Genomic DNA, 23,040 nt, shown 5'->3' on the forward strand with positions numbered 1-23,040 from the left:
TCAACTCATCCAATTCCCACCATCTACACCGATGGTCTGGGCCACGATGTAGTCAGCTTCTTTGGTCGCGAGGAAAACAGCCATTCCGGTTAGATCCTGAGCGGTGCCCATTCGCCCGAATGGCACAGCGTCACCCACCTCTTTCTTCTTCTGACCAAGCGGCTTGCGTTCGTACTTCGCGAAGAAGGCATCGACACCGTCCCAATGCGCGCCATCGACCACGCCGGGCGCAATGGCATTTACGTTGATACCGTGCTGAATAAGGTTGAGACCCGCAGATTGGGTCAGGCTGATGACGGCGGCTTTCGAAGCGCAATAAACGCCCACCAGTGCTTCACCACGCCGACCCGCTTGGCTGGCCATGTTGATGATCTTGCCGCCTTCGCCGCGGGCAATCATGTGACGGGCAACGGCTTGCATGGTGAACAGCACACCGGACACGTTGATGGCAAAAACAGCGTCGAAGTCGTCACGGGTGATCTCGTCGATCGGGGCGGCTGTAAAGATGGCTGCGTTGTTGACCAAGATGTCGATCCCGCCAAACTGATCTGCTGTCTGTGCGACTGCGGTGTCGATACTGCCTTGCTGGGTCACATCCATTTCGATGGCAATCGCAGCGCTGCCCAGTTCCTGTGCAGCCGCTTGCGCGCGCGCCATGTCGATATCGGCAATCGCAACCTGAGCACCTTCCGCAACATAGGCCTTCGCAAATTCAAGCCCTATGCCGCGCGCAGCGCCCGTAATCATCGCTGTTTTGCCCGCAAGTCGTTTCATTCCAGTCGCAGCCCCTCAGCGTCAAAGCGGTGCAGATGTGCAAGGTTCGGCGTCAGGTAAACTGTGTCGCCATGTTTCACGCCGAACTCGCCATCTGTGCGGACTGTCATAGGTTCGCACCCAGGCACGCCGTGAATGTGAATGAAGGTGTCAGATCCCAAATGTTCAGCAACACCAACGGTGCCCTGCCAAAGACCTTCCGTTGTCGAGACATCGATATGCTCGGGGCGGATGCCAATCGTATGCGCGTCATGTTTCGCAGCTTCGGCACCTTCAATCAGGTTCATCTTCGGGCTGCCAATGAAGCCTGCAACAAAGACATTGCGTGGCGCGCGATAAAGCTCGAGCGGTGTTCCGACTTGTTCGATCACACCCGCCTGCAGCACAACAATCTTGTCTGCCATGGTCATGGCCTCGACCTGATCGTGGGTCACGTAGATCATCGTCGTATCAAGCTTCTTGTGAAGCTCCGAGATCTCCATGCGCATACCAACCCGCAACGCGGCGTCGAGGTTCGAAAGCGGCTCGTCAAACAGGAAGGCAGACGGCTCGCGCACAATGGCCCGACCAATTGCCACGCGCTGACGCTGGCCGCCTGACAGCTGGCCGGGGCGCCGATCAAGATAGTCGGTCAGGTTCAGCGCTTTGGCAGCCGCCTCGATGCGCTTGTCCTGTTCCTCTTGGCTCATCTTCGCCATGCGCATGGGAAACGCGATGTTCTTGCGCACCGACATATGCGGGTAGAGCGCGTAGGACTGGAACACCATGGCAAGGCCGCGTTTGGCAGGTGGCACATTGGTAGCATCCTCTCCATCAATCCGGATGTGCCCGCTTGTGGTGTCCTCAAGCCCTGCGATCAGCCGAAGCAGCGTGGACTTACCGCAGCCAGATGGGCCGACGAATACCGTGAATTCACCATCATCGATGGTCAGGTCCAGCGGTGGAATGACCTCCACATCGCCGAAGCTTTTGGATACTTGATCGAGTACAATACGTCCCATGATCTTTCCTTATTTCACTGCGCCGAAGGTCAAGCCGCGGACAAGTTGTTTCTGACTGAACCAGCCAAGGATCAGGATTGGAGCGATGGCCATCGTCGAGGCCGCGCTGAGTTTCGCAAAGAACAGGCCCTCGGGGCTGGAATAGCTGGCGATGAACGCGGTCAGCGGGGCGGCGTCGACGGCCGTCAAGTTCAGCGTCCAGAACGCTTCATTCCATGCGAGGATGAAATTCAGCAGAAGCGTCGAGGCGATGCCGGGTATTGCCATTGGCGTAAGCACATAGAGGATTTCTTCTTTCAACGTTGCCCCATCCATCCGCGCGGCTTCCAGAATTTCACCCGGAATTTCGCGGAAATAGGTGTAAAGCATCCAGACAATGATCGGCAGGTTGATCAGCATCAGCACGATGACCAAACCCGCGCGGCTATCCAGCAGCCCCAGCTGAATGAACAAGAGGTAGATGGGGTACAGAACGCCAACCGCCGGAAGCATTTTCGTCGACAGCATCCACAGCAGAATGTCCTTGGTGCGTTTCGACGGTACGAAGGCCATGGACCAAGCCGCGGGGATCGCGATCATCGTTCCAAGAATGGTCGAACCGCCAGCAAGGATGATCGAGTTCCACAGGAACCGCATATAGTCCGACCGCTCCTGAACCACTGAATAGTTCTCTAAGGTCCAATCGAAGTTCAAAAAGATCGGCGGGCTTGCGATGGCCTGAGCTTCAGTTTTGAAGCTGGTCAGGATCGTCCAGAGGATCGGGAAGAAAATTAGGAAACCGATCAGCCAAGCCAGGGCCGTGTTCAGAGCTTTGCGTTGTGTTGTCGCTGCGCGTGCCATGATGTGCCCCTCCTATGCGTCCAGGTTTTTGCCAACGACGCGCATCAACAAGACGGCGAGGATATTGGCGAGAATGATTGCGTAGACGCCCCCTGCGGACCCAAGGCCCACGTTCTGGCTTTCCAACACACGCTGGAAGATCAGGTAAGAGAGTGTCTTGGTGCCGAATGCACCGCCGGTCGTCACGAAGATTTCGGCGAAGATGGCCAAAAGAAAGATCGTTTGGATCAGGATCACAATTGTGATGGCGCGCGACAGATGCGGCAGAATGATGAACCAAAAGCGCTTTAGAACCGGTGCGCCGTCCATCTCGGCGGCTTCAAGCTGTTCGCTGTCCAGCGATTGGATGGCGGTCAGTAGGATAAGCGTCGCGAATGGCAGCCATTGCCATGATACGATCAGGATAAGCGACGGAAGGGACGCTTGGCTTAGCCATTGCACGGGCTCTGCGCCAAAGGCCTTCCAAAGGTGTGCAAGGATGCCGTTTGTCGGATCCATGAACATGTTTTTCCAGACCAGCGCCGAAACCGTGGGCATTACGAAAAATGGTGCAATCACCATAATGCGCACAACGCCCTGACCCCACATCGGCTGATCCAGAAGAATCGCCAGCAAGATCCCGAAGACGATGGTGATCACCAAGACGCCCCCGACAATGATCAACGTCGCTTGGACACTTGGCCAAAAGGAACTTGAGCTTAGAAAACGGGCATAGTTCGCAAAGCCCACCCACTCCAAACCATTGGCTACTGAATCCCCGCGCAGTGGCAGGTATTTCTTGAATGAAAAAAACAGCGTCATCGTCAGTGGTACAAGCATCCATCCTAGAAGCAGGATCACTGCAGGTGCCATCATAAGTCTGGCTGCTGATCGTGAGTGCTGGGTCGCCATGACACATCTCCTTCGTTGACGGGCAAGCCGCCTTTAACGAGGTAAAGCTATTTTGGTTTGGGTTAGGGGTCGAGGGGCGGCGCAGTCAGCCGCCCCTCGCAGTCTTGCCAATTGGGCCTAGCGGTATCCCGCAGCCTCCATGGCGTCGTTTGTGATCGCCTGTGCTTTGGCCAGAGCCTCTTCGACGCTCTGCTGGCCTGCATAGGCGGCCGAGAATTCCTGGCTCACTTCAGTGGCAATGCCAGCGAATTCAGGGATGGCGGCGAACTGAATGCCCACATAGGGCGACGGTTCGACGGTCGAGTTATTCGGATCAGCCGACAGGATTGAGTCCAAGGTCATTTGAGCGAAAGGAACCGACTTGTAGTTTTCGTTCTCGTACAGCGAGGTGCGCGCGCCCGGAGGTACATTTGCCCAGCCTTCTTTGGCGGCAACCAGCTCGATATAGTCTTTAGACGTCGCCCACTCGATGAACTGAGTAGCTGCATCTTGTTTCTGCGTGCCCGCCGGAATGGCAAGGGCCCATGCCCACAGCCAGTTCGAGCGTTTGCCCAGCCCGGTATCCGGTGCCAGCGCGAAACCAACGCTGTCGGCAACGGTCGAGTCACTGGGGTTGGTCACGAACGATGCTGCAACAGTCGCGTCGATCCACATGCCACACTTGCCTTGCTGGAACAGCGACAGGTTTTCGTTGAAACCGTTGGTCGCGTAGCCAGCCGGACCGCTTTCATCCATCATTCCTTTGTAGAAATTCAGGGTGTTGGCCCAAGCATCAGTGTCGAACTGTGCGTTCCATTCCATATCGAACCAGCGTGCACCGAACGAGTTCGACATAGCTGTGATGAAAGCACCGCCTTCACCCCAACCGGCCTTGCCGCGCAGGCAAATCCCGTTGATTTCGTTGTCGCGGTCGGTCATGGCAGCTGCGGCTTCACGAATGAAGTCCCAAGTCGGTGCGTCCGGCATCTGCATGCCTGCCTTTTCCATCAGGTCGGTGCGATACATGATCATCGAGCTTTCACCATAAAACGGTGCAGCATACAAAGTGCCTTCATGTGAAAGGCCACCGGCCATCGCAGGAAGAATGTCACCGGCGTCGTATTCAGCCGACAGGTTATCAAGCGGAACTAGCCAGCCATTGGCACCCCAGATCGGCGTTTCGTACATCCCGATGGTCATGATGTCGAACGCGCCGCCTTTGGTGGTGATGTCGGTCGTCACACGCTGACGAAGAACGTTTTCTTCAAGCGTCACCCATTCAACGTCGTGACCGGTCTTGGCGGTGAAATCGTCGGTATAACCCTGCATTCGGATCATATCGCCGTTATTAACTGTGGCGATCGTAATCGTGTCAGCAAAGGCGGCACCTGTGGTCATCACAGACAACGCCGTAGCCGCACGCAGTGCGTTAGAAAGTTTCATTGGTTCCTCCCACGGAATGTAAATTATGCCACGAGCATAGAGTCCAGACTTCCGCTTCGTCAATCTTAAATTTTACGCGCGTAAATTTTATTGTTGGTATCGCGCAAAAACAATTACTTATGCCGACGCACGCATTATCAGTTCTCCGTCAAACAGCGTCGATTTGCGCTCCGGCGCACGCACGCCCGATTCGATCATCGCCAGTATTGTCTCGACGCTTTTTGTCGCGATCGCCGAATAGTTATGGGAAACCGTCGTCAGTGTCGGGCAGGTGTATCTGGAAAACGGGTGGTTATCATGGCCCGCCACACGCAGGGTGCAATCATCTCCTAAGCCAACCTTGAACCCCGCTTCGTAAGCCGCCGCGAGGAACCCTATGGCCAATCGGTCGTTGCTGCAGAAGACAGTACGCGACGGAAGCGAACCTTCAGACAAGACGCGCGTGCCTTCACGATATCCGATTTCTTCGATTTCCCACCCTTCGCCGGCAGCTTGTATCACATGCGGTGTGTGGCCCATGCGCTCCATGGTTTCCAAATATGCCGTTCGCCGCTTGTTGGCGTTGGGGTTTGGTGGCGACTTCATCTCGAAGAACGCAGGGGGTTCACCTGTTCTTGTGAGGTACTTCAACATCATCTCGGTGGCCTGAGTATTGTTGTGTCCAACAAAAGCTTCGCCTGCCCCGTCGATATTTGCGTCAAAGTTTACCGTGGGCACTTCGCGGCAAAACCGTTCGATTGCAGCGGTATCAGAAATCCGCCCAAGAGGCGCCAGAAGTACGCCCGCCGGTTTAATCGACAACAACGAGTCCAGATTCTCAACCTCAAGCTTTGCGTCACCATGAGAGCTTAGAAGGATCGGACGGAAACCTGCCGAAATGACCATATCCTCAATCCGTCGGGCGATTTCGGCAAAAAACGGATCGGCCAGATATGGCACCACGATCCCCAGATTTTTGGTCAGCTTTCTATTTTGGTTCATCGCAAAGATGTTTGGGCGATAGTCGTGCTCTTTCAGGGCCCGTTCGATTTTCTCACGCGTGGATGCTCGCACGCTTTCGGGATCATTGAAGTATTTCGATACAGTCGGTCGCGAGATGCCACTGACCGCAGCAAACTCTTCCATGTTCCTAATCTTCCGACCGCTCATCCAATGCACCTCAAACTTACCTGAAGTTTACAATTTCTTATCGCGCGGGAAAAATCAAATAAGTTGTTTTGAGCAGCAGTCAGTTGACGAGGCGTTTGCCCAGAGGCGACATCCGCGCAACGCACAACATCCGTCACTTTGGGCTCGCTCCGGAACTTCGCCACAGCCTTTGCGAACAGCCGCTTTTCAATTTGGGTCAGAAATGCTTGACGTTTGGGCCAGAATTGCATGACGTGATTTTCTACTTTCTTGAAGATATGGCTATCAAAAGAGACAAAGGTTTGTGACGTTCCACACCTTATTGTCGAACGTCACACGAAACTGACCCAACCGTCATAGTTGGACCGGAAACAGATCGCGTGGATTGTGAAAACTTCGGCCCAAAGCCGACATCCAGAGACGGAGTCTAATGCTGCAGTGTCTGACGTCAGCGCCTATGGGTCTTTGGTTGTGCTTTTGGGCATCCGTGCGGTTCAGGGGGTCATCATTTCGCTCGCGCAACATTAACGCGCGCCAGGGTTCATGGTTATCCAGCCGGTTACGGCGACCTTGGTTCCCCCAATGGCGTGGGTCGCATTCCAAACGACCGCTGTACGGTATTTTATCAAAGTAGATTACCTAAATATATTAGGCCCAGTTTGTGCTTTGGTCAGCCTGCAAGCTACGGACGCGATGCCGCGCATGCGCTTGGGTGCAGGGGATATTCCCAGCCATATCTGGAAAGTCATCGGAGCTGCGTTGATCGCTGCAGCACTCAGTGATGCTCTCATTGTCGCGGCACAAATGATGGATGCATCATACCTGCAGCCATGGATTATCAGTATCTATTCAAGCACAATGCTATTGATTGTAGGCCGGCTTAGCCTGCCCACCGCACTTGAGAATGAAACAACCCAAACTGACGACACAACAGAGTTGCCCGTGTCAGATCAGGACATTGAAATCATAGGTAAGCTAGATGCTTTGATGACAACCCAACAACTTTATCTAAACCCAGATCTGACCCTGCCTTTGCTATCACGTAGATTTCTTGTTCCCGCTAAACAATTGTCCTCTGCGATCAACCAGAGCACTGGGGGAAACGTCTCACGCTACATCAACGTGGCACGCATCAAAGCAGCCCAAGATCGCCTTCTGGCTGGGAAAAATATTACCAACGCGATGTTGTCGTCTGGCTTCAACACTAAATCGAACTTCAACCGAGAATTCCTGCGTGTTTCAGGCAAAAATCCAAGCCAATGGCTTGCCAGTCAAGCCTCTGCCAACACAAAGACCACCGAACCATAACCCATAAAGGTGATTGAATGCGCCTTGAAGCGATATCTCTAAACAGGCCGTTCATACGTTGTGCAGCAACGGGTAAACGGACTCACTGCCGACCTCGGAGGCAGCGCAGCATCTCGTATCCGGGGGCTGCGCCGTCCGTGGCAGACGGCCCAAACCTGCCATTCATCGATCTTTCAAGATGCTGCGACTGCAGCACGCTTTGCGGCCATTCGCTGCAAGCGCACTACAGCGAGCCAAGTCAACTTGACAGTTGGAATCTGGATGACAAAATGAACTGAAATACTCCTGTATTGCCTTGCCATCAACTGACACGATGGCGCGCGCGCAAGGTCGTGTCCACCGTTTGGGGGCAAAGCCGCTGTCACCGGCGCTGGACAGGATGATCTCGGCCTGGGTGGTGCCGGTCCACACGATCTCGTCCCAATCGGTGGCCGTGAAGAGCATGCGTCTTCCGGACTTGCAACGCAGCTCGATGTCGATGGTTTGCCTCTCCTGAAGCCGCTAGCGCACCGGATAGCCGTCGGGGTCTGCAAGTGCGCGGAGCCGTTAGGCGCGGACCGGATCGCCGGAAGACTGGACTACTGTCACGCTTCGCGCTGGCTCGGCTTGGGCGAATAACAGATCCGCATGGGTCTGAAGAGACCGCGAGGTGCCGAACTGTAAAATGGGTGTTGGGGATTAGACTCGGATCATCGCCTTTATCAATGTGTTACGCGGTCCGCGGCCCATTTGGGTAGATCGGTTGCTGCGCCCGCCAGTGTGGTTTCATGGGTGATGAGAGCATCGATGGGCACCGCCCCTGCGCGCATCTGTGCCATGATATGTTCGAAGTCATCGACCAATGCGTTGCGACTGGCGATCAATGTGGTTTCTCGTTTGTGAAATTCGGGATCGGCAAATCGCAAATCGTCTTTGGCGACGGACAACAAGACGTGGGTGCCGCTGCGCCAACCAATTCAGCCTCGCATTCATGGCAGTGATGTTGCCCGTGGCGTCAAAGGCCGTTTCGTAACCGCGTTGTTCTTCTGAGCCCAGCAGCTCAACGCGGGCGTTTGACAGAATGGTTTTGGCCAGATCTAGACGATCTTGTGCGCTGTCGCGCAACGTGACGTTCGCCCCGTCGATAGACGCAAAAAGCGCCGCGCCGATCCCGATAGGTCCGGCCCCAACCACAAGCACGTCTGATCCCTTGCACAGTTTCGCCCTCCGCACGCCATGGGCCCCAATCGCCAGAAATTCGACCATTGCTGCCGCTGTCTCTGAAAGGCCGTCGGCCGGATAAAGATTGCCTTGAGGGACAGAGATTTCTTCGCACATACCCCCATCCGTATGGCCCCCCAGCACTGCGATGTTTTCACAGCAGTTGGGCTTTCCTTGCGTGCAAGCATGACACGTCCCGCATGAGAGATACGGATTGACCACGACCAAATCCCCGACAGTTCGTGGCCCATCACCCGCGGGTAGGCCAGGAACGGCTGCTGGCCACCGTAGATGTGATAATCGATTCCGCAAATGCCGATTTGCCCGATTTTGATCCGTACAGGTCGACCGATTTGCTCGGCCGTTCTTAGGCACCAAATGTAAGTTGCCCGGCAGAGTGGGCATCCATTTGGGTCATTGGTGTCTCCCTGACGGATCGTGTGATCAGTTAATTTAAGGGTCAAGTGCGGCCGTGTTAATCAAGGTAGTGACCCTTGCCGCGGGCCCGAAGGTCTTTCTCGGCCATTTCAAGGATTTTTGAGTTGATCTTGCGCCCGATCAGCGCAAGCGCGATGGCCCGTGTGCGCCGGTTCACAGCTGCGGCACCTCCGTCAAGCGTACTTACATCCGAGAGCGTCAGTTTCTCGTAGATCCCCTTGATCCGTCCTTGCACAGAACGTACCGACATACTGCGGTATTCGGCGACAGCGTGATCCGTTAATCCGATCGCGATATCGACGAGAGTTTCATATTCCGCGATGGTCAGTTCTGCGCTGTTGGCTGGGTAATGCTGCGTGAAGTTGACCGCGCGGTCCACGATTGTTTGCCCGTCACGAAAGACGCCGGAAATTGTGCTTTTCAGCCGCTGACTTGAGGTCGACTTCAGCAAGTAGCCATAGTTCGCTTCTTTTGGTGCAACACGGTAGATGCCGCGTGCATAGGCTTCGTCTGCGTGGTTTGACCAGAATAGGATGGGTGTCGTTGAGTTCTTGGCCCAAACAGCCCGCGCGACATCAACACCGCTTTTCCCTGGCATCTGCAAATCAAGTACGACGTTATCGAAGTGTCGGCTTTTGATAAGATTGATCGCCTCTTCACCAGATTGCGCTTCAGTGACATCCACCTCGCCAAGGTCACTTTCAGGGAGCATGTCGCGCAGGAACCGACGGTGAAGTTCGTCATCTTCAACGATTAAGATATGGCTGGTCATGCGGACACCTTTTCATCAGCGCTGATTTTGAGTGGCGAGGCGAGATAGATAAGCGTGCCTGATGGGCTGACCGGCCGGATTTCAAATTGCGCGCCGAACAGCGCCGCACGGGTTTTCATGTTGAAAATACCTCCTCGATTTTTGGAATGTATTTCTTCAATTCCACAGCCGTTGTCGCGCACGGATACGACCATCGTGTCATCATGGAAGGTCAGTTCGACGTCGATATGGCTTGCGTTCGAGTGTTTGAACGCGTTGTGAATGGCCTCTTGAGCGATCCGGAAGAATCCGAATTCAACATCCTCATCATGGTGCGCGTCGTTGTCGGGCAGTTGATCAACGAAGGTGACTTCGATGTCAGGGCGCAAGGCGTTTTCCTTTTCAACCAATTGGCGCAGGGCCTCGGCGAGGCCGAAAAGTTCCAGCACTGACGGCCGCAGCTCGTTCACGATCCGGCGCAGTTCCGTCAGGCAGGATGATACGTCTGACCGTAGGACGTTCAATTCTTCCGCGTTAAGTTCCGTCCGATCGTCGATTGTCCGCGAAATGCGGGACAGGTCTGCAAGCGTTTGGTCGTGTAGGTTCATGCCCATTTGCGCCTGGCTTTTTTCCAGCTCGCCGGTGAGTTCGCGCGCGCCGCGGCGTAGCCCTTCGCGTAAGGCCGCTTGGCGCGCAGCATCCAGTTTTGCGTCGTCAGTACGATCAGATTGCAGCAATCCGTGCACGTAGGGGCTGATGATCCGGCTCACGACAAGGCAATTGGCGATGTCGTTCTTGGTGTAGGGTGTCGCGGTGTTCCGCGAAAATGACAGGGCCCCGATCACTTCTCCGGAAATAACCATTGCGACGTGCAAGCGCGCGCGCAAGTTCGCTTCAAAGATTGGGGCTGTGTACATTCCGGGATGCTGAAACTGAGGATCAGTCTGCGCATCTTCAGAGACGATGTACTCTGCGGCATTGTTGAAAATCGCGCGTATTGGGCTCGCCTCGACCAAACGTGTGGTCCCGCCCCATTGGGTTTCGAGGCCCGTCTCATAAGTCGAAAGAGATTTTTTATCCTCGAGCAAGATTGCCGCGTCAAAATGATCGTGGGTGAGGAACGTCGCGACATCACCCGACACGGATTGAATGACTTCACCCAGCTCCCATCGTCCAGCAACGGCCGTCGCAACGCCTAAAATTTCGGTTACGGTCAACGTACAGTTGGAAATGAGATCAGACATACAGCTCAGTAGCATACCTTTTGCGATTTCGAAAAAGAGGTATGCGCAAAAACTTTGCGGGTTCCCGCAAAATGAACGTTACTTGTCACATGTCTCTGCAGTGGATGTTCTTTACGCTCGTACAGGTCGAAAGGACATGTTCTGGGAGGGGCATCTTGAGTTTAGTTGCATCAACATGTGTGCCATCACACCCATCAGTCGCGAAGCTGTTCGTTGAAGGTGCGCAGCTTTGCCAGCTCTACACCGGTGCGATCTGGACCGAAGGCCCAGTCTATTTCCCCAAGACAGACACATTGATCTTCTCGGACATCCCCAATCACCGGTTGCTTGCCTGTGGTGCCAAAGGGGTGGTCACGGTGATCGACGCCGACAGCAACTATACCAATGGCAATACGCGCACCCCTGATGGGCGGCGGGTTTCTTGCCAGCATCTGACCAATTCGGTTGTGCGTGTTGAAGAGGACGGCACGCAGACGGTTCTTGCGTCGATGTTCCAAGGCAAACGGTTGAATTCGCCCAATGATGTCGTTGTCGCAAGTGACGGCGCGGTTTGGTTTACCGACCCGACCTATGGCATTCTGAGCGATCATGAAGGGCGCGCCCGCCCGTCAGAGCAGGACGGTTGCTATGTCTTTCGGATTGATCCGGTGACCGGCGCCTGTGAAATGGTCTGTGACACGATGAAGATGCCCAATGGTCTGGCCTTTTCGGTTGATGAGAAGACGCTCTATGTCGCAGATTCGAGCAAGTCGCATTTTGAAGACGGGTATCATCACGTGCTCGCCTTCGATGTTGTGAATGGGCGGAGATTAGAAAACCAACGGGTGTTTCATGTGATTGAACACCGTGTTCCTGACGGAATGCGTGTCGATGAATTTGATAACCTTTGGTGCTCGTCCGGTCGCGGTGTTGAGATAATCGCAGCTGACGGCACACATCTTGGGCATATCGCCGTCCCTGAAGTGACCGCAAATCTGACATTCGGCGGGCCCGATGGGCGACGTCTATTTATAACCGCAACAACATCGCTTTACGCGATCGATGTAGCCGTACGTGGGGCTGAATTTACTTGATATCACGTAAATGAACTAAGATCCTAGGGAGGACACCAACATGACTGAAGATACCAAATCGGACGAAAGCCGCCGTCATTTTCTGAAATCGATGGCATTAGGAAGTGCGGTGATGGGAGCCAGCGCTGTGGCGCCCGGGCTGCCGTTGACAAAAACATCGGGCGCCGCGAAGGCCGATGGCCACGCCAAACAAAAGATGGCCTTTATCCAGTGGCAGCCCCACACAGTTCCAAACGCGTGGAGCAAAGGCATTGAGGAGGTTTTGAACGCACAAGAAATCTTTGATTACCAGCTGCTTGACGGTCAGAACAAGGTCGAGGTGCAGGTTAGCCTGATGGATACATTGATCAACGATGGGGCCAGTGTCATCTTCTTGCAGCCCATTGACTCGGTCGCTCTTGCACCGTCGATTGCATCCGCCAAGCGGCGCGGAATTTCGGTGATCACTTTGAACATCGACGCGACCGAAGAACACGCCGCGCACGTGGAAATGAACCACTATTTCGGTGCCAAAGAAATCGCACGTGTCATGGGCGAGAAAATGGGTGGAACCGGTGAGGTCGCAATTATGAACGCGCCTCCGGGCATCATCATTCGCGATCAGCGCACAAATGGGTTCGTCGAGGGCATGGCGGAGTACCACCCTGGGATCAGCATCGTCGCAGACGTGAACGCAGAATGGTCCCGCCAAAAGGCGCAGGATGCGTTGAATACCGTGCTTGCCTCTAACCCGAACGTTACGGGCGTCTATGGCGTAAACGATTCCATGGCCTTGGGCGCTGTGGACGTTGCCAAGCAAAAAGGCATCCTCGATCAGATGACGATCTTCGGAAACGATGGCGAACGCGACGCCCTTGAATCCATTGAAGCCGGCGAGCTGACAGGCACGCAGTACACAGACGTCTATCAGCAGGGCCGCTTCGCTGCCTCTGCCGCGACAGTCATGGCCACTGGCGGTATCTCAGCACGGGACTTCCAGTCGCAGGGGACGTTGTTGATGCCATACATCATTGCGACAGCCGAGAACGTCGGCGGTATCCAAGAAGCTCAGCGCTGGTAAAGCGCGCGCAGACAATTGGACAGGCAGGGGTTTTGTACCTTGTCTGTCCTAAAAGCATGAAAAGGGTGAATGGCTATGATCAGTAAAATTGCGGCGCGTGTTCCAAACGGTGGGCTGATCGCCTTCTTTGTCGTCATGACACTGTTTTTTTGCTTCTTTGCGCGCAATTTTGCGACGGCGACAAATGTTGAGAATATTCTCGTCGGTTATTCTTTTATTGCGATCGTCGCATTGGGCCAGATGTTCCCGATCATGGCGCGAGGGATCGACCTGAGCATTGGCTCTATCCTAGCGCTGGCCGGCATGGTCGTTTTCGACGCGATTTTGATTTTCGAACTGCCGGGCTGGATTGCAATCATCCTGGCGATTGCTGCGGCAACGCTTGCAGGGACGTTGAACGGACTTTTCATTGTCATACTCAGCTTACAGCCATTCGTGGCGACGCTTGCGACATTGGCGGGGTATCGCGGGTTGGTTTACGCGATTTCGGGGCGCCAGTTGTACCCTGAACTTGCGACAACGCCGCTGCGCGATCCGTCCCTTGCCTGGTTTAACGAATACTATGACGTAGGCGCTTGGTTCGGCCTTGATGCCTTCATCACCACACCGTGGATACCAGCATCCTTTTTGGTCCTGCTGGTGGTGATGGTGTTCCTATATGTTTTGTTGGCCAAGACGCCCTATGGCACCGCCCTCAAGGCCACGGGCGGTAATAAAGAGGCCGCACGCCTTGCCGGGTTGCGGGTGCGGATGATCGAAGTGTCGGCCTATGCCATGTCAGGGTTTCTGGCGGGGATTGCTGCGGTGCTTTTGGTGGCGCGACTGACGACCTCGACCGAGGCGTTGGGCATCGGAATGGAGCTAACGGCCATCGCGGCCGCCGTCATCGGGGGCACGCGCCTTTTGGGCGGGCAGGGGAATGTGCTGGGCCCGGTGCTTGGGGCGTTCTTCCTTGGTGTGGTCCTGATCGGATTGACGCTGATGGGGATCTCGCAATTCGTACAACAAATGCTGACGGGAGCGATCCTATTGGCCGCGGTCGGCTATGATGCGATTCGCAGGGGAGCAGGGCAATGAGCGGTGAAATTTTGCTGGAAACCCGCGAGGTTTCCAAGAGATTCGGCAATTTTGTTGCGCTGAAATCAGCCTCCATCGCCGTGACGGCCGGCAAGGTCATCGGCTTTGTTGGGTCGAACGGTGCGGGGAAATCGACGTTGATCAAGGTGATCACCGGTGCGCACGCCCCGTCGAGCGGATCGGTGCATGTGCGCGGTAAAGAAGTACACAAAGCCGATCCTGCGCTGATGCGCGCGTTAGGTGTGGCGTGTATCTACCAACACTCAAGCCTCGTTGCGACCTTGTCGGTGATCGAAAACGTCTTCTTGGGGCGCGAAATGCGCGGGCGGTTGGGATTGGTCAGCCACAAGGCACAGCGGGTGCAGCTGCAAGAGATTATGGATGATTTTGGCATCCATGTGGACCCAGACGTGCTTGTGTCGACCCTGACGCCGGTGAAACAGAAAGAGGTCGAGATCCTGAAGGCGCTGGTCGCCAATGCCGATGTAATCCTGATGGATGAGCCGACCGCGTGGCTGAGCCTGTCTGAGGTCAGTAATTTGCACACCACGATCCGCAAGCTAACAGCGGCCAATAAGGGTGTGGTCTATATCTCGCATGTGTTGGATGAGGTTTTCCAGATTTGCGATGACATCACGATTTTGCGCGATGGCACTATGGCTTGGACCGGCCCCGAGGCCGACATCGACCGCCCCAAGCTGGTGAACCTGATGGTCGGTGAGGCACTGGGCGAGGCGAGCCGCGCAGCGGTCACGTCAGAGCGACGCCCGCGCGGCACCGGCACAGTCAAACTAGCGACCGACAAGCTTAGCAAGCAGGGGGTTTTCCACGATGTCACCTTTGAGGTGAACGCAGGGGAGATCCTGTGCTTTGCCGGGCTGATCGGGTCACGCCGGTCCGAAGTCGTGAAATGCCTGTTCGGAGATGACAAACCCACGTCGGGTACAATCATCAGCAAGGGCGGGGTAAAGACATTCGGCTCTCCCGCGGAGGCGATTGCCAATGGCATCTGCCTTGTTCCCGAGGACCGCCATACCGAGGGGCTGTGCCTGTCGCACACAACATTCGAAAACACCGTCATCCCGTCGCTTGTCGAGGTGACCAATCGTGGTGTTCTGATGCGCAAGGATATGGATGCCATGTGCACGCGGCAGATCACCTCTCTCAACATCCTGCCGCCGGATCCGGCCAAGGTTGTGGGCCAGATGAGCGGCGGCAACCAGCAGAAGGTTTTGCTGGGCAAATGGATCGAAAAAGACCCCGAGGTGCTGATCCTCGATGAGCCCACAGTGGGCGTCGACGTGGGCGCCAAGGCCGAGATCTATGCCATCATCCGAAAGCTGCGCGACGAGGGGGCCGCGGTGATCGTGGTCTCGTCCGATCTGGAGGAAGTTATGACAATCGCAGACCGGATACTGGTCTTTTCCAACGGGGAGATTACGACAGAATTCGACGCGGGCGAGGTCACAAATGACCTGCTCATTCACGCGATTGGCGGGGGAGAAAGCGCATGATAATGCTTAAACTTCAAAGAAACCTTGCGGACCTCGCGCTCCCGATTGCGATGGCTTTGCTTTGTATCATTTTCACAATCGCAGAGCCTGCCTTTCTGTCCTTCGGTAATCTCAGCGGTATTTTACGCCAAGTCGCCCTGACTGGGATTATGGCGATTTTCATGACCTATGTGATTATGACGGGCGGTATTGACCTGTCTGTCGGACCCGTCATGGCGTTGGCGGGGCTTGCGGCCTATGCGGTGTATTACGGGACAGGGCTTCCGGTTGGTTTTGCGATCTTGTTCGGGCTCAGTGTCGGTATGGTTGTCGGAACGATCAATGGATTTGCGATTGCGGCCTTTGGGCTGCCCCCGATTATTGTCACACTTGGAATGTTATCGATCGTGCGCGGGTTTGCGTTGCTGATGGGCGGGCCGGACCTGCACCAAGTGCGCGATGAGCCATTTTACACATTCTTGGGCAATGGCCGAATACTGGAGCTTCCGGTGTCCGTCTGGATCTTCTTTGGTTTGGCTGCATTGATGTTTTCGGTCGAAAAACGAACGTCGTTTGGTCTTATGATCTCCTCGATCGGTGACAACATGCGTGCTGTTTTCCTATCCGGTCGGTCGGTCACGAAAACAGTATGCATGGTCTATGTCCTAAGCGGCATGGGGGCGGCGGTCGCTGGTATGTTGTTGTCAAGCCAGGTCCACACGGCGTCTGCAACTTATGGAGAATTTGGCGTCGAACTTGATGTCATTGCCGCGGTGGTTTTGGGCGGAACCAGCCTGATGGGCGGCAAAGGTTCGGTTATAAGAACGGTCTTCGGCGTTCTGCTGCTCGGTGTGATCAACAATGGTTTGAATATTCTGAATGTTCCTGTCGATCAGCAATTGATGGTGAAGGGCGTCATAATTGTCGCGGCCCTCGCGGTCTCTGAATGGGCGCAGAGGGTGAAATCAGGGCGGTAGTGCCAAGTTTTCACCACGGCGAAAAACACTGGCTGCGAAACATACAATCGAGATTACAAAAAGGCGCCTCTGGCACAAATGTCCGCTTGCGGGAAGAGGATCTGGTGCGTTTCTCAAAAGCTCGATATCGCACAATCAAGGACTTAGGGAACTCGGAATGGCAAAACTATGTGTCGCCTCACACTTACTTTTGATCGCCAAGTAAGTTGCCTTTTGGGCCACTACTTTACCTTTCCAATGAAAATTTCAGACCAAGGCGGGTTTTTGCAAAGGCCCCTGCCCTACATCGTCTGGTATCTTGCACAATCTAAGATCTCTGATCGGGACACGCTATCGCCTTCTAAAGCAGGTCCTGGTGGCTGCTTCTGGATCTTCACCCTACTTTGAAAATGCTACGGCTGCGCCAATGTCTGCTTAGGGGGTCATGGCTTCACACGGCTGAGAAAAACTGCGCTGAAGATGATCATCGCTGGGCCAGACCCCGAAGAGAGCGAAATCGTAGAGTGCGGCGAACACTAGAACAAAGTAGAATGCAGGCATGACAAGGCTTGCCTCGCCTCGCTTCATCGCCTGAATGAATAGGGATTGGCCCAGAACCATTACGACGCCAAGTATGATCAGCAGCCCCCATTGAAAGTTGTAGGGGCCACCCAGACAAACGCAGCGGCAGTCACAGCGATCAGGCTTCCGAGCAGATTATTTACGATTAGGATGCGCATCGGAGGTTCGCTGCCCGTTAGACTCTTGGTAAAGATGGCTTCTAACCCCATCAAGGCAGCAGCAAGAAGTGCAAATAGACCGGCGATCTGAAAGGCTTCTGTGCCTGTGCGTAAGATCAAGGCAGGCACGATCAGTGCGAAACAGGACGCAAATATTTTACGCAGCCCGACATGTTCGTTCAAAAGCAAGGCAGCCAAGGCCAGAGCCACAATTGGACTGAGAAAACTGATTGCTGTTGCTTCTGCCACGGGCATTTGGGCAACCGCCGCAAACGTTGCCGTTACACCGGACCAGCCGCAGGCTGAACGCAGGAAATGTAGCCGCCAGTTTGCTCCCTTAAAATCCGGGCGCGCTCTTGGCACAACAGCAACACAGGCGGCAAGAGCCAGCACTGCAAAGACGAAGCGACCCGCGCTTACTTGTAACGGATGCAGCGCACTCGCTCCTCCAATTCCGACGCCAAGAGACTTGCCGGTGACAGATGTCATTGCGATCAGTGCTGCGGCCCCAATCATCGCAGGGATTGCACGATGAGCTGAGCGATGCCGGGTCTGGGTGACCTTCATAGAGTGTCTCGACCCTGTTGCCAGCTTAGGTGGTAATAGGTGGATTCATATTTACCTTACTAAAAATATCAAGTAATGGCGTGTCGTCAGCTATCATTCGATGATGTGCCAGCTCAATCACAAAACGATCAAGACGCGATGCGTCGTCTTCCCCTCGAGGTACGTGCTGGCCAACGCCACCGTTCTGGTGATTGAGGCTTGGCGGTTTCGTTAATTGGTCACACAAGCCTGAGGAGATCACTCGATGAAACGTCATATTCTTGCCGCCGTGGCCAGCGGAACGACCCTAATGTCCGCAGCACCTGTTCTTGCCAGCCCTGCGGATGATACCATCCGCATCGCGTCACCGTGGAAAATCGGCGCGCTGATCCCATCTGCAAGCACCGCATTGTCGCGTACCGGCGTGGTCGAAACGCTGACCATGCCCACCGAGGAAGGCGACATTGTTGGCTTGCTTGCCGAAAGCTGGACATCCAACGACAGCCTGGATGAGTGGCGCTTCAAAATTCGCTCTGGCGTCACCTTCCACGATGGCAGCCCACTCACGGCAGAAACCGTAGCCGCGAACCTGACAAAGTTCCGCGAACAGAGTTCCTTGCGGATCGCGCCTGTTGCGAGCATTGCGTCAGAAGGTGACGAAGTTATCATCACTTTGGAGCGCCCATATTCCATCCTGCCTGCGATCCTTGCCGATTGGAATACTGGCATCATTTCTGCTGAAAACCTGAACGATGAACCGTCAGACAGCGTAGCAGGCACCGGGCCTTTTGCCGTTAAAGATGCGTCAGACCCAACAATGCTGAAACTGTCTGCCAATGCCGATTATTGGGGCACTCAGGCCACAATCAGCAAAGTGGAATACCTGTTTGTGCCAGATGCGCAGGCCCGTCAGGCGATGGCACAAGCGGGAGAGGTCGAATTTGCTTTCAGTCTGCCCGTGACAGCCACCCAGATGCTTACTGGGGCTGAGAATGTGGATGTGAATATTCAGGCCATCCCCCGGGTGCGTGCGCTGAAACTGAACGGCGGCATCGCGCCGCTGAATGAGGTCGCCGTGCGTCAGGCTATCAGCTATGCGATTGATCGGAATGGGATTGCAGCATCCATTGTTGGAAATCCTGATACCGCCGCAACCCAGTTGTTCCCAGCCAGTTTGCCCGCTTGGCACGATACCGATCTCGCACCGTTTGCCTATGACCCCGCGAGAGCGGCTGAGCTTCTGGCAGAAGCCGGTTTCGAAAAAGGGGAAGACGGCATTCTAACCCGCAATGGTGAGCGTTTCTCGATTGAAATGCGCACCTATGATTCACGCCCAGAACTGCCGGTGATCGGTGTTGCGATTCAAGATATGCTAAAAGTGGTCGGTATCGAAGTCACGATGCGCGCCGGTGACTGGACGCTCATTTCAGACGGCCACACAGATGGAACGTTGGAGGCCGGTATGGTCTCTGACAGCTTCGTTTATGTCCCTGATCCGATCGGCGCGCTGGCTGAAAACTTCTATCAGGGCGGTGGTTTCTGGGGCTCCATGAACTGGAACAACGCTGAGTTCGACGCATTGGTTGAAACATACCAAAGAGCCGTTGACCCAGACCAACTGGCGCAGCTTCGCACCGATATGGTTGGGATGATCCACGAAGAACACCCAATGGTGACCGTGACATGGTATGATGATGTTTATGCGGTTTCCGATGCGGTGGCGAACTTCAAGTTCGACGTTTACGAGCGCGATTTCGGCCTCAACCGTCTGACCTGGGCCGAGTAATCACCCTATGACCCTTGCTGAACTCCTGGCAAGAAAAGCACTGCTCATTTTGACGATCACGTTGCTTGTCGCAACCTGTTCGTTTTGGGCAGTGCATCTTTTGCCGGAAAACCTTGCCCTGCAAATCGCGGCGGCTCGGTTTTCCGGCGCAGAACCCAATCAGCAACTGGCCGATGTAGTCAGCCAATCTTATGGGTTGGATCGGCCTGTGATTGCACAATACGTTGATTGGCTGGCGCGTGCATTGCGTTTCGATTTTGGCAGGTCGCTTACTACGGGGCGCGAAGTGCTTCAGGATATTGCCCACCACGGCATCAATTCCATGCGCACTGTCTTCTGGGGGTTTATTGCGGGTGTTGGGTTGGCGGTTCCAATCGGCTATGTCTGCGGTCGTTTTGCTGGCAGCAGGCTCGATACGGCGCTGACGATTTTTAGCGCTGCCGTCACCACCATACCTTCATTTCTCGTGGCTATCGTCATGATCCAGTTTTTTGTGGTCGAGCTGGGGCTTGCAACACTCAGCGGCACATCTGGTTGGGCCCGCCTTTGGGTGATGATCCTGACCATATCTATATCAGTCTCCGGATCACTTAGCCGGGTTATACGCGCGGCTGTCATTGATGTACGCAATCAGCCTTATATGCAATTCGCTTTGATGCGCGGTGTTCCCGAACGCCAATTGTTCTGGCGGCACGGAGTCAAAAACGCGCTCAGACCGATGCTAAATTACCTGCCAGTGGTCTTTATGTTTCTGATTTACGACGTGATCGTCATTGAAACGGTGTTCAACTATCACGGCCTTGGCTGGGCTTTGATCAGCGCGGTGAAAGCTCTGGATATTCCGCTTATGCAAGGGCTCGTCCTTGCGTTGGTCCTTTTTTATCTGGGCTGCACAACGCTCAGCGATCTTATAACGTGGCGCGTGTATCGCCAAAAGGCACACTGATGCAAAGGTCGGGTGCATGTCCATTGGGCATTGGGCTGACGTTGGCATTTTGTCTGGCGGCGGCATTCGGGCCGTTGCTGTATACTGTCGATCCTGATGCTCAGAACCTGTTGATGTCCCTCAAGGCACCTTCTCAGGGTCACTGGTTGGGAACCGATCAATTGGGCCGGGACGTTCTTGCGCGGGTTTTACATGGCGCGCGATATTCGGCAGGGATCGCAATTAGTGTCATATTGTTCAACCTGACGATGGGCTGCGCATTGGCGGGCATTGCCATGTGGTTTGGCGGTGCGATTTCGACAGGCCTGATGATGTTTTCCGACGCCGTTTATGCGCTGCCCGGATTGCTGGTGACGATCCTGCTTGCCGATGTGCTGGGCGGCGGTGCGCTGGTCATCGTCTTTTTGCTTTGGCTGGTTGCGTGGCCTGAATACTTTCGTCTGTCCTATGCGATCGGTGCGCAACTCATGCGCAGCGATCATGTGCTCGCGTCAAAGCTGGCCGGGGCCAGCGGCCTGACGATTTTCCGACTGCAGGTCCTGCCTGTCATGTTGCCGTATCTTCTGTCGTTGGGAGCTATCTCTGTGGGGCGGATCGTGTTGTCGATAGCTACATTGGGTTTTTTGGGCATCGGCATCTCCCCGCCGCAGGCCGAGTGGGGCATGATGATCAACGACCTGCGCATCTATTGGCAACTTGCCCCAGTGCAGCTTGCAGCACCTGTTCTGGCGATCATCTGGATCGTTCTGGCATTGCTTATCCTGTCACACTCCATACCCAAAGCGAAGGTTGGGCTGGGATGACCCATCGCATCGAAATTCAAAACCTGACCGGAACGGCAGGGCAGCTTTCCGTTAGTGTGAGCCACCTGCAGTTTGAGCAGGGCAAAACCAGTTGTGTCATTGGCCGATCTGGATCTGGAAAGTCCCTGTTTGCTGCGGCTTTGTCAGGGCTGCAAATGCACGAATTGAACGTCTCGGGAGAGATATTTTTGGACGGTCAAAGACATCCAGTGCCGCTTTGGCATGATCATGTCTTCGTTCTGCCGCAAGAACCCGCCGTTGCGCTTGATCCGACGATGGAAGTTGGACAGCAATTGGATGAAATCCTGTACTGGCGGCGTGACCCAGCCTGTTCTTGTCCCAGCCCAGGTTGCCTTTTCAAGCAGGTTGGTCTGAACAAGCCAGACCTTGCGAAATTCCCAGAACAGCTTTCTGGCGGGATGCAACAACGGGTGATGATTGCGATGGCTCTGGCGGCGCGGGCCAGCTTTGTCGTGGCAGATGAGCCGACCAAAGGCCTCGACACCGATAACAAAACACGCGTCATCAATCTATTCAAAATGATCAAGGCAACTGGACGTGGATTAATCGTTATTACCCATGATCTGGATGTGGCGCGCGCACTTGCAGATGAAGTGATCGTTTTTGATCAAGGTAGTGTTGTTGAGCGCGGTATGCCTGATGAAATCCTTCGCACACCTCAAAACGCGGAGGCTAAAACGCTGATCCAAAACGCACCCGAAAACTGGCCAGATCATCCCAACAGACGGGAGCAAAAAACCAAACCCATTCTAAGCCTAAAGGACGTAAGTTTCAGGTTCGCGAAAGATACTGATCTAATCAACAATGCCAGCATAGATTTCTGCGGTGGCCAGATCGTTGGGCTCTACGGCCCTAGCGGAGTGGGTAAATCCACATTGGCAGACATGTGCCTCGGCCTGCATTCGCCAACAAAAGGGGCCGTGGAATGGTTTGGCGCTCCGGTCACACGGGCACTCATTCACCAGCACAGACCCAAGTTTCAAAAGCTATTCCAGAACCCTCTCTGCTCGTTCCCGCCCAACTTGATCCTTGGCGATGTGTTTGAAAAGCTGACCCCGGTTGCCGACGGAAGGCACTTAAAGTCCGAGTTGATGTCTCGCCTCAAACTAGAAGATGTGCTGCTCAATCGCAGGCCTGACCAAGTCAGCGGTGGAGAGTTGCAAAGGCTAGCCATTGTCCGATCCATACTGGCTCGGCCCCATTTTCTGGTGTGCGATGAACCTTCATCACGTCTGGATATGTCAATTCAGCGATTGGCCATCGACATTATCACCGACTATGCGACCGAACATGACGCCGCCGTATTGCTGATCTCTCATGACAAGGAGATTTTACGTAAACGTGCGGATCATATCTATGCGTTGGCCAAAGATGGAATGCTGGTCAGGCTATAAAGCCAGTACGGAATGGAGAACGGTGATACCTGATGACGCTCGCGCATTCCGGCATTCAATGGCCGCTGTGACATCAAATTCAGACATCGGCGCAGCCTGAATCACCATGGGCTCTGAGCCGAGGGCTTAGAAGTTTCCCTTTGCTGCT

At 54.7% G+C, this 23,040-nt stretch carries 22 protein-coding genes and 1 pseudogene; 11 read left to right on the forward strand and 12 right to left on the reverse strand.

The features are described from left to right. From FIL88_RS13900 to FIL88_RS13925, 6 genes are all read right to left on the reverse strand, one after another. Positions 1–774, reverse strand: coding sequence for an L-iditol 2-dehydrogenase (locus tag FIL88_RS13900; RefSeq protein WP_142854481.1), 774 nt, complete (start codon positions 772–774; stop codon positions 1–3). Continuing rightward, a complete protein-coding gene (locus tag FIL88_RS13905) occupies positions 771–1,775 on the reverse strand; it encodes an ABC transporter ATP-binding protein (RefSeq protein ID WP_142854482.1) in 1,005 nt (334 codons plus the stop codon). The genes FIL88_RS13900 and FIL88_RS13905 overlap by 4 nt, the downstream gene beginning before the upstream one ends. Before the next feature lie 9 nt (positions 1,776–1,784). After that, a complete protein-coding gene (locus FIL88_RS13910) occupies positions 1,785–2,615 on the reverse strand; it encodes a carbohydrate ABC transporter permease (protein ID WP_142854483.1) in 831 nt (276 codons plus the stop codon). 12 nt (positions 2,616–2,627) lie between these two features. Next, positions 2,628–3,506: a carbohydrate ABC transporter permease gene (locus FIL88_RS13915; RefSeq protein ID WP_142854484.1), complete on the reverse strand. Its 879-nt coding sequence runs from the start codon at positions 3,504–3,506 to the stop codon at positions 2,628–2,630. 117 nt (positions 3,507–3,623) lie between these two features. Then, positions 3,624–4,928: an ABC transporter substrate-binding protein gene (locus FIL88_RS13920; RefSeq protein WP_142854485.1), complete on the reverse strand. Its 1,305-nt coding sequence runs from the start codon at positions 4,926–4,928 to the stop codon at positions 3,624–3,626. Positions 4,929–5,045: 117 nt separating this feature from the next. Further along, positions 5,046–6,077 carry a LacI family DNA-binding transcriptional regulator gene (locus FIL88_RS13925; protein WP_142854486.1) on the reverse strand — a complete coding sequence of 344 codons (1,032 nt, stop codon included), beginning with the start codon at positions 6,075–6,077 and terminating at the stop codon, positions 5,046–5,048. A gap of 522 nt (positions 6,078–6,599) precedes the next feature. Here FIL88_RS13925 and FIL88_RS13930 point away from each other — a divergent pair. Together FIL88_RS13930 and FIL88_RS16745 are read left to right on the forward strand one after the other, a co-directional pair. After that, on the forward strand, positions 6,600–7,364 hold the full coding sequence (locus FIL88_RS13930; RefSeq protein WP_142854487.1) for a helix-turn-helix domain-containing protein: 765 nt from the start codon (positions 6,600–6,602) through the stop codon (positions 7,362–7,364). Between the two features lie 295 nt (positions 7,365–7,659). Then, positions 7,660–7,860 (forward strand): hypothetical protein, encoded by a 201-nt coding sequence (locus FIL88_RS16745; RefSeq protein WP_185960955.1) that lies wholly within the window; start codon positions 7,660–7,662, stop codon positions 7,858–7,860. 335 nt (positions 7,861–8,195) lie between these two features. Here the strand turns inward: FIL88_RS16745 and FIL88_RS16980 are convergent, their stop codons facing one another. The 4 genes and pseudogenes from FIL88_RS16980 to FIL88_RS13945 all read right to left on the reverse strand — a co-directional run bounded on the left by FIL88_RS16980 (position 8,196) and on the right by FIL88_RS13945 (position 10,997). Continuing rightward, entirely contained in the window at positions 8,196–8,681 is a 486-nt protein-coding gene (locus tag FIL88_RS16980; protein WP_246066730.1) for an FAD-dependent monooxygenase, read from the reverse strand. A gap of 15 nt (positions 8,682–8,696) precedes the next feature. Beyond that, positions 8,697–9,028 (reverse strand): annotated as a pseudogene (locus FIL88_RS16985) (alcohol dehydrogenase catalytic domain-containing protein); the annotation flags it as partial. 11 nt (positions 9,029–9,039) lie between these two features. Continuing rightward, a complete protein-coding gene (locus FIL88_RS13940; protein ID WP_142854488.1) occupies positions 9,040–9,774 on the reverse strand; it encodes a response regulator transcription factor in 735 nt (244 codons plus the stop codon). After that, a complete protein-coding gene (locus tag FIL88_RS13945) occupies positions 9,771–10,997 on the reverse strand; it encodes a sensor histidine kinase (RefSeq protein WP_185960956.1) in 1,227 nt (408 codons plus the stop codon). Before FIL88_RS13945 ends, FIL88_RS13940 begins: the two co-directional genes overlap by 4 nt. A gap of 179 nt (positions 10,998–11,176) precedes the next feature. On the opposite strand from FIL88_RS13945, the gene FIL88_RS13950 reads away from it, so the two are divergent. The 5 genes from FIL88_RS13950 (at position 11,177) to FIL88_RS13970 (ending at position 16,677) form a co-directional block, all read left to right on the forward strand. Next, positions 11,177–12,070: an SMP-30/gluconolactonase/LRE family protein gene (locus FIL88_RS13950; protein ID WP_221931159.1), complete on the forward strand. Its 894-nt coding sequence runs from the start codon at positions 11,177–11,179 to the stop codon at positions 12,068–12,070. Positions 12,071–12,110: 40 nt separating this feature from the next. Then, positions 12,111–13,130: a sugar ABC transporter substrate-binding protein gene (locus FIL88_RS13955; protein ID WP_142854490.1), complete on the forward strand. Its 1,020-nt coding sequence runs from the start codon at positions 12,111–12,113 to the stop codon at positions 13,128–13,130. Positions 13,131–13,205: 75 nt separating this feature from the next. Further along, positions 13,206–14,207, forward strand: a complete 1,002-nt coding sequence (locus tag FIL88_RS13960) for an ABC transporter permease (RefSeq protein ID WP_185960957.1) — start codon at positions 13,206–13,208, stop codon at positions 14,205–14,207. After that, positions 14,204–15,721 (forward strand): sugar ABC transporter ATP-binding protein, encoded by a 1,518-nt coding sequence (locus FIL88_RS13965; protein WP_142854492.1) that lies wholly within the window; start codon positions 14,204–14,206, stop codon positions 15,719–15,721. The genes FIL88_RS13960 and FIL88_RS13965 overlap by 4 nt, the downstream gene beginning before the upstream one ends. Before the next feature lie 50 nt (positions 15,722–15,771). Further along, positions 15,772–16,677: an ABC transporter permease gene (locus FIL88_RS13970; protein ID WP_185960958.1), complete on the forward strand. Its 906-nt coding sequence runs from the start codon at positions 15,772–15,774 to the stop codon at positions 16,675–16,677. Between the two features lie 414 nt (positions 16,678–17,091). Here FIL88_RS13970 and FIL88_RS17135 read toward each other — a convergent pair whose 3' ends face one another. Next, positions 17,092–17,277: a hypothetical protein gene (locus FIL88_RS17135; protein ID WP_142854494.1), complete on the reverse strand. Its 186-nt coding sequence runs from the start codon at positions 17,275–17,277 to the stop codon at positions 17,092–17,094. A 17-nt stretch (positions 17,278–17,294) separates the two neighbouring features. Next, a complete protein-coding gene (locus tag FIL88_RS13980; protein WP_142854495.1) occupies positions 17,295–17,963 on the reverse strand; it encodes an EamA family transporter in 669 nt (222 codons plus the stop codon). Between the two features lie 244 nt (positions 17,964–18,207). On the opposite strand from FIL88_RS13980, the gene FIL88_RS13985 reads away from it, so the two are divergent. From FIL88_RS13985 to FIL88_RS14000, 4 genes are read left to right on the forward strand one after another with little or no spacing between them, the layout of a single operon-like run. Then, the gene (locus FIL88_RS13985; protein ID WP_142854496.1) at positions 18,208–19,728 is read left to right on the forward strand and encodes an ABC transporter substrate-binding protein; all 1,521 of its coding nucleotides are present in this window, start codon (positions 18,208–18,210) and stop codon (positions 19,726–19,728) included. A gap of 7 nt (positions 19,729–19,735) precedes the next feature. Then, positions 19,736–20,674 (forward strand): ABC transporter permease, encoded by a 939-nt coding sequence (locus tag FIL88_RS13990; protein WP_142854497.1) that lies wholly within the window; start codon positions 19,736–19,738, stop codon positions 20,672–20,674. Continuing rightward, on the forward strand, positions 20,674–21,477 hold the full coding sequence (locus tag FIL88_RS13995; protein ID WP_142854498.1) for an ABC transporter permease: 804 nt from the start codon (positions 20,674–20,676) through the stop codon (positions 21,475–21,477). The genes FIL88_RS13990 and FIL88_RS13995 overlap by 1 nt, the downstream gene beginning before the upstream one ends. Beyond that, positions 21,474–22,892: an ABC transporter ATP-binding protein gene (locus FIL88_RS14000; RefSeq protein ID WP_142854499.1), complete on the forward strand. Its 1,419-nt coding sequence runs from the start codon at positions 21,474–21,476 to the stop codon at positions 22,890–22,892. Before FIL88_RS13995 ends, FIL88_RS14000 begins: the two co-directional genes overlap by 4 nt. The last annotated feature ends 148 nt before the right edge of the window (positions 22,893–23,040 follow it).

It is taken from the genome of Aliiroseovarius halocynthiae (assembly GCF_007004645.1).
Classification (GTDB): domain Bacteria; phylum Pseudomonadota; class Alphaproteobacteria; order Rhodobacterales; family Rhodobacteraceae; genus Aliiroseovarius; species Aliiroseovarius halocynthiae.